This window comes from Streptomyces sp. NPDC056948 (genome assembly GCF_042674225.1).
Taxonomy (GTDB): Bacteria; Actinomycetota; Actinomycetes; order Streptomycetales; family Streptomycetaceae; genus Streptomyces; species Streptomyces purpurascens.
In genome coordinates this window covers 38,582-45,075 of the sequence record NZ_JBHUQX010000015.1, presented here as the reverse complement: position 1 = coordinate 45,075, position 6,494 = coordinate 38,582, and the positions used below count along the sequence as shown (strand labels likewise).

4 protein-coding genes are annotated in these 6,494 nt (G+C 67.8%); 1 reads left to right on the top strand and 3 read right to left on the bottom strand.

What is annotated here, in order from left to right:
• Positions 1-3,109: BREX system serine/threonine kinase PglW (locus ACFTZL_RS03745; protein WP_382577828.1), on the top strand; the 3,109-nt coding region annotated here is incomplete at its 5' end.
• Between the two features lie 27 nt (positions 3,110-3,136).
• Here the strand turns inward: ACFTZL_RS03745 and ACFTZL_RS03740 are convergent.
• Genes ACFTZL_RS03740 through ACFTZL_RS03730 form a run of 3 tightly spaced genes read right to left on the bottom strand, consistent with a single transcriptional unit; the run spans position 3,137 to position 6,457 of the window.
• Positions 3,137-4,597 carry a hypothetical protein gene (locus ACFTZL_RS03740; protein WP_382577825.1) on the bottom strand — a complete coding sequence of 487 codons (1,461 nt, stop codon included), beginning with the start codon at positions 4,595-4,597 and terminating at the stop codon, positions 3,137-3,139.
• Positions 4,594-5,964: a KGGVGR-motif variant AAA ATPase gene (locus ACFTZL_RS03735; protein WP_382577824.1), complete on the bottom strand. Its 1,371-nt coding sequence runs from the start codon at positions 5,962-5,964 to the stop codon at positions 4,594-4,596. The genes ACFTZL_RS03740 and ACFTZL_RS03735 overlap by 4 nt, the downstream gene beginning before the upstream one ends.
• A 22-nt stretch (positions 5,965-5,986) precedes the next feature.
• The gene (locus ACFTZL_RS03730) at positions 5,987-6,457 is read right to left on the bottom strand and encodes a hypothetical protein (RefSeq protein ID WP_382577823.1); all 471 of its coding nucleotides are present in this window, start codon (positions 6,455-6,457) and stop codon (positions 5,987-5,989) included.
• Positions 6,458-6,494 lie beyond the last annotated feature (37 nt).

Sequence of the window (6,494 nt, the reverse complement as noted above, 5' to 3'; positions counted from 1 at the left end):
GCGCAGCGCGCTGAGCGACCGTCTGCGCACGGACTCGGGCCTGCGTCTCTTCGCGGTGGCGGATGGGCTGCCCGATGCCCTGGACGATCTCGTCTTCCAGGCGACCCGGACCGATGTCAATGATCGCCTAGGCTCGGTGGAGGAATTCCTCGACCTCCTCGACGAGGCCGAACGCGCCAGCGTGCTGCCGGACTCCCCGGCCTCGACCGGTGTCGACCCGTTGGAGGCGCTGCCCGGTCAGTCACTCGACGCCGAATGGTCGGTCCGGCGGGTTCTCGGCACCGGGGCCACTGCCCGTGCGCTGCTCGTGGAGCGCGCGACCGAGGACGAGGACGGGCACGTCCAGATCGACGAGCACGTCTTCAAGGTGGCGCTCGACGAGGAGCGTGCGGGCAGACTGCGGGCCGAGGAGCGAGTGCTCGGCACGGTCGGTGGTGGAGCGGTCGTCCAGTTGCGCGGACAGGGCCTGCGGGAGATCGGCGGGCGTACGGTTCTGGAGCTGGAGTACGCCGGCGAGCAGTCTCTCGGTGAGCGACTCCGAGGCCAGGGCCGTCTCACTTACCACGAGCTGGAACGCTTCTCGGACGATCTGTTCCACGCCCTTGACCAGCTCGCCGGTCATGGGGTGCGCCACCGTGACATCAAGCCGGACAATTTCGGTGTCCAGCGCCGCAAGGACCGTACCTGGCAGCTGAAGCTCTTCGACTTCTCACTCACCGATGCCTCTGACCGGGACATCAAGGCCGGTACCCGTAATTATCTCGACCCGTTCCTCGGGTCGATGCGCCGCGCCCACTACGACGATCACGCTGAGCGGTACGCGGCGGCCGTCACCCTTCACGAGATGGCCAGTGGCGAGCGACCGGTGTGGGGCGACGGGCAGAATGACCCGCTCACCAACGAATCGGCAGCCCTCCGCATCGCGGTCGAACTCTTCGAACCGGCATTGAGCGAGGGGCTCGCACGCTTCTTCCGTAGAGCCCTGCACCGCGACACCGAGCACCGCTTCGAGACCCTCACACAGATGCGGGACGAGTGGCGGCAGGTGTTCCGCACCGCGGACTCGACTGGCCCCACCACCACTCCGACCACGGTCGGCGCCACCTCCGAGGACCCGGAGAGCGACCGGGACAGGGCAGCGGCAGCCGCCGACACCACGACACTCCTGGAGGCCGCCGGTCTGTCTCCCCGGGCGGTGTCCGTCGCGAACGACCTGCACGCCTACCGTGTCGGTGATCTGCTGAACCTTCAGCCGTACGTCATCTCCCGGGCGCGCGGCGCAGGTGCGCTGGTCCGCAAGGAACTGAACCGGCGGCGCAAGCAATGGGCGGCAGCGCTCCTTCCGGCCTCCGACGGAAGGTCTCCGCGGACCGCGTCCGTCGATCGCGCGGTGGCGGATGTCGTCACGGCGGACGGCTCGGCTCCGGAACGGATCCTGTCGATAGACGAGATGGCAGCCCTGCTCACCCCCGAGCCGGGACGCAAGGGTTCGCACCGCGAGGGCGTGGTCCGGCTCACGCTCGGGCTTCCGCCCGAGGAGGGCGGGCTGTCTCCGCTGGGCGCCTGGCCGGTGCAGGCACGCATTGCCGAGCACCTGGGTATCAAGCAGCCGCCGGTCTCGCGGCACCATCGGATGGAGATCAAACAGTGGGCCGAGGCGGCCTGGCTCGCACCGGTACGGGCTGAGCTGGTCGACATCGTCACTGCCGCCGGGCGCGTCATGACCGCTGTGGAGGCTGCCGCCGAACTGCGTGCCCGCCACGGAGCGGACAGCGACACCAGTGAGCGGATCCTGGCCAGATCACTCGCTGTGGTCCGGGCCGCCGTCGAGGCCGAGACCGCAGATGTGGTGGGAGGGGGCGACAGTGCGGGGACCGAGAGCGCGGTACCGCATGAGCCCCGGCTCGCGGTGCACCGGCGTGGCGAAGCGATCCTCATCGCGGCCGAGTCGCTTCCCGGAACCGAGGATCCGAGCCCCCGTGAACTGGCCGACTACAGCGCTCTATTGGGGGCTTGTGCCCATCAGCTGGCCAGGCGTGACCCATTGCCCAGCCGTACCGAGGTCCTGCGTGATCTGCGTGCAGTACCGGTTCCCGACGGCTTCGCCCCACTCGCGGACACCCGACTCGTGGCACTGGCCGCCGCGGTCGCCGCTCGGACCGCGGTCACCCCGCGCCTTGAGCTGTACCCGCAGGATCTGAGTCTGGAGCGGGCACTTCGCATCTCCCAGGCGGGAGCCGGTGTCCGGCACGACCGGGGCATCATGGTCCCCGGTCTGGTCGCACGGTTGCGGGCACGGTTCCCCGACCTCGACCTCCTCGCGGGCGGCCGCGAGCCGACCCATGTGGAGCTCGAGGACGCGCTCGAAGCGGCACGCTTCGATCTGCGGTACGACCACACGACCTTGACGTTCTTCCCGCGCAGAACCGCACCGCCCGCGGGCCGCACCTCAACCGGCTTCCACACCAGCTATCTTCCGCCCCGCCCGATCTCGCGCTCGGACCGGGAAGACCCGCACGGTGCATTGCGTGCCAGCCTCACCGAGCGGGCCGCGCGCGGCGGCTTCCTCGCCTTGACGGTGAAGCGCGACGTGCTCGTCGGGACGGCGGAGCGGGTGGCGGCGACCTTCGAACCCGAGGGTGTCGTCGCGGTTGATGTCGCGGGCATGTTCCTGCGTATGCTGCGGGAGCTGGCGGACGAGAAGGGCCAGGACTGGCAGAAGTTCCTGCGCGCCGACAGCAGTTCGGCCCCCGGCCGCATCAAGCCCGGCCTTGCCTCTTTCGCACGCGTCGTCTGGCAGCGGATAACGGACGCCCTCCTGGAGCGGGCCGCCGAGCCCCGGACGATCCTCTTCCTTTACGACGCCGGCCTCGTCGCCCGCTACTGGGACGAGGGCGGCCATGGCTTCCTGACCCGTCTTCAGAGTGCGGCACGCCGACCGGCGACCGTCCCGTACGGCCTGTGGCTGCTGTGTCCGGTCGAGACACGGTCGCAGCAGCCGCGCCTGGACGGGCGGACGGTCGAGGTGATTGCGGGCGATGGAGAGAAAGAGCACCTGGATGCGGAGTTCGTGAAGGCGCTCGGGGAGCCGCTCGGTCAGGACGGCTGAACTGTCGGGTGCCCGGCTCGGGAGCGCTCAGACCTTGCTGCGTTTGACGCCGCCCTTGCGGCCGATGTTGAAGGCGAGCCGGTAGATGTCGGGGAGGTCGACGGAACCGTTGGTGCGGTAGGTGACCACACCGAGTGTCTCCAGTTCGGCGAGGAGCGCGACAGGGCTGTCGGGGTGCTGGGGCCCGCTTCCTGCCTTCTCACCCTCCAGTACCTTGCGGAGTTCGGCCGAGAAGCCTCCCGAGCTCCATGCGTACTGGACGTTGGACGGTTCCATCGGTACCTGTGTGCCGGAGAGGAGCTTGATCGACAGTGCTGCCCAGGCGAGGTCGTCCTCGAGTTCCCGGACCCGGGTGTTGGCCGCATGGCTGAGGCTCTCGCGGATGGCTTCGTAGTACAGAGGTAGCGGATGGGTGGCATGTGCTTCGGCGGTGATCTGAGCTGCTTTCCGTAGCGTGGAGAGCAGGGTGCGTGGACTGATCCGGCCGAGACCGTCCTGCAGATGGTTCGGGATCCAGGTGTAGGTGTGTCCCTTGCGGCGGTCCGTTCCCATGAAGGGGCCGGCCAGCGTGACGAAGAGGCGTTCCTGCGCCTTCTGGTCGGCGAGTACCTCGACCGGGGCGATGTGGCGGCCTTCCTCGAAGCGCCATTTTCCTTCGGTGGAGTCCCTGAACGCCTTGGCCTGGTCCGAGGCGTGGTTGCCGAGCTGGTGGAAGAACAGCCCGTAGAGGTTCTCCCGGCTCCAGGAGAGGTCGGCGGCGTTCGCGTCCAGTTTCGAGGCGTCGGCGAAGTTGCGAGGTGCGCTGTCGTACATGTCAGGGCGTACGAAGATCTTGGCGCGCAGAGCGGTGGTGGAGAGGCGGAGTTCCAGGGCGACCTCGAACAGTCCGGAAAGGAGCAGATCGATGTGCCGGCGTTCCGAATGGAGATGGTCCAGGTCGTCGAAGAGGAGGATCAGGGTCTTGTTCTGCTCACGGGCTTCTCGGTCCGCCTTGCGCAGCGCGCTCTCGTACGCGTCTCCGTTTCGGGCGGTCCATCGGATGCGCTCGATCCAGCTGTCGAGTGCGACGACCTGAGGCACCTTCAGTGCCATGAGGACGACCGCGGACCACAGATCCTTCGGCTCCAGGTTGTCCTCCTTGCCGAAGTCCTGGACGAGGGAGGCAATGGCACGCTTCCCGGGGAAGACCGGCTCGTCACCTCCGTTGAGGCCGAAAGCGGTGAGGACCTCGGTGTGGCTGAGCCTGGGCATGATGTAGGAGCGGGCGGCCACTTCGCGAAGGACTGGGTCGGTCAGCGCCTTCGCCCAGTACGTCTTGCCCGTTCCGCGTGCTCCGCGCACCACGGTGACATCCGGGGCCAGCGCCTCCCGGTGGGATGACGGCGTGAACATGGTGTGCAGGTCAGGGGTGGTGGTGTTGGCGTCCGGTGCGCCGCGGAGCGCCTCGACGATGAGGTTGCGGCGGGCCAGGGTCTTCGGGTCCGTCATGCGAGATCCTCGTACGGGTCGTGGACCAGTTCTTCCACTGCGCTGAGGAAGTCCCGATAGGCGGCACGGACGAACGGGAGTTTCGTCCAGTGGGGGCTGCGCTGCGGATCGAGCCCCACGAGGTCGTTGCCGAACAAGATGGGGACGGGGGCGTACGGCTTGTCGTCCACGTCGCCCTCGACCGGGAGGTACGGCTCGGGGGTGTCGTCGTCGGGCAGGTCGTACAGGGTGGCCACGAACGCGTCGTAGGCGTGTCGGCGCAGCGTGTTCAGACGGTCTATGTCTCCGGCGGAGTGGAACATCGCTGCCACGATGTGCAAGCGGTCTCGCATGACGCGCGCCTGGTCGGGCTGTTTCTTCCACTGTTCGAAGAGCATGCGGTAGCCCTCCCAGGTGGAAGGGTTGTCGACCGCGAAGAGCAGGGCGTGGTCGCAGAGCCGGGTCAGTGTCACGGCAGCGATGTCGTGGATTCCTGCCCTGCTGTCGAGGAGCACGACGTCGGGAAGACGACCGTTCTTCTTCTCGGTCTGCTGCTCGCAGGCGGCGATCGCATCCTCAAGACGCTGTGCGAAAGGCCTGGGCTTTGCGCCCGGAACCTCGGGAGGGAGGTCGCTGTAGATGCGGTTGAGCTTGGCGAGGTAGTCGTACGGTTCCGCGTTGCGCGGGGTGCCCGAGGCCGAGGCGAGCCAGATTTCTCCGTTGCCGTCCTTCGGGGTGAGGGAGGATTTCGCGAGTAGATCGAGTCCGTCCGCGTTACCGACTGCCGACTCCACCAAGTGGTCCACGATGCCGTGCCGGGAGGCCGCACGCGGGTCGGCGAGCAGGTTCGAGACGCCTGGTGATTCGAGGTCGAGGTCGACCACGAGCACGCAGTTGCCCAGTTCGGCCAGGTGTCGGGCCAGCACTGCGGTCGCGGTGGACCGGCCCACCCCGCCTTTGAACCCGTACAGGGCGATACGGGGCCATGCTCGCGAAGAGACCGGCTCCGGGCCTGTGCCGGGGCCGGACCAGTCGGCGCCGACAATGGTGCGCTCCAGCACGCCGACGCGGCCTTGAAGGTCCTCCCCCCGCTCCTCGAGGACGATCAGTTCGGGTGCGTCGAAGAACGTGTCCGCGGAGAACATGGCGGCGGCCGTCTGTACGGGATTGTGCGCGGCGAAGGGGCCGAGCTGCTCACGGAACGCCTGTCGGAGCTGAGTGAGGCGGTCGGAGTCCGGTGCGAGCTCGTCGTCCCGGTCGTCGATCAGCAAGGTGGAGCGGCCGGACAGGTCCCGTACGAGCACGACGTCGTGACCGTCCGCGGCAGTGGTTCGGGCGAGAGTGCACGCCTGCTCCCACGCGTCGTCGAATCGGGTGGATTCCGTCATGACGTCCAGTCGCTTCCTTGGGTCACTTCGCCGAGTCGTAGGCATTGATCAGGCCGAGCACAGTCGCCAGGTGGCGGGGAAGCCGCCCCGAGGGGAAGCCGTCACCGTCACGGTATCGGTGGTAGACGTCCCATTCGTCGGACGGGGTGCTGAACGGGTTCTGGGCCGGAAGCTGCTGACGGATCAGGCTTCCCCGATGGCCCGACGCTATGAGCTGGAGATGGTCCCAGACCTTGGGCATGTGCTCGTGCCAGGTGCGCCTGTCCTGCGGAGTCTTCTGGGAGTACGGCTTCCCGTACGGGGTGTCCTGCTTTGCACCGAAGAAATCCATCAGCATCGCCTTGACCACGCACTCCGCGGCCAGGCCGGCGAGGTGGTCGGCGGGACCGGTGAGCTTCGCATCCTTCGACAACTGCAGCGCTGCCTTGTAGTGGTCGTGTCCCGCCTTGAGGAAGGTGTGCGGGGGAGGCATCGGGATGGTCGGGGCCGTCACGGCGATCACTTTAATGGTGAGGGCAGAGGGTACGGGG

What these genes read in the sequence shown, in the direction of transcription:
- ACFTZL_RS03740 (WP_382577825.1), bottom strand. Translation starts at nt 4,597, where the DNA reads ATGACGGACCCGAAGACCCTGGCCCGCCGCAACCTCATCGTCGAGGCG.
- ACFTZL_RS03735 (WP_382577824.1), bottom strand. Translation starts at nt 5,964, where the DNA reads ATGACGGAATCCACCCGATTCGACGACGCGTGGGAGCAGGCGTGCACT.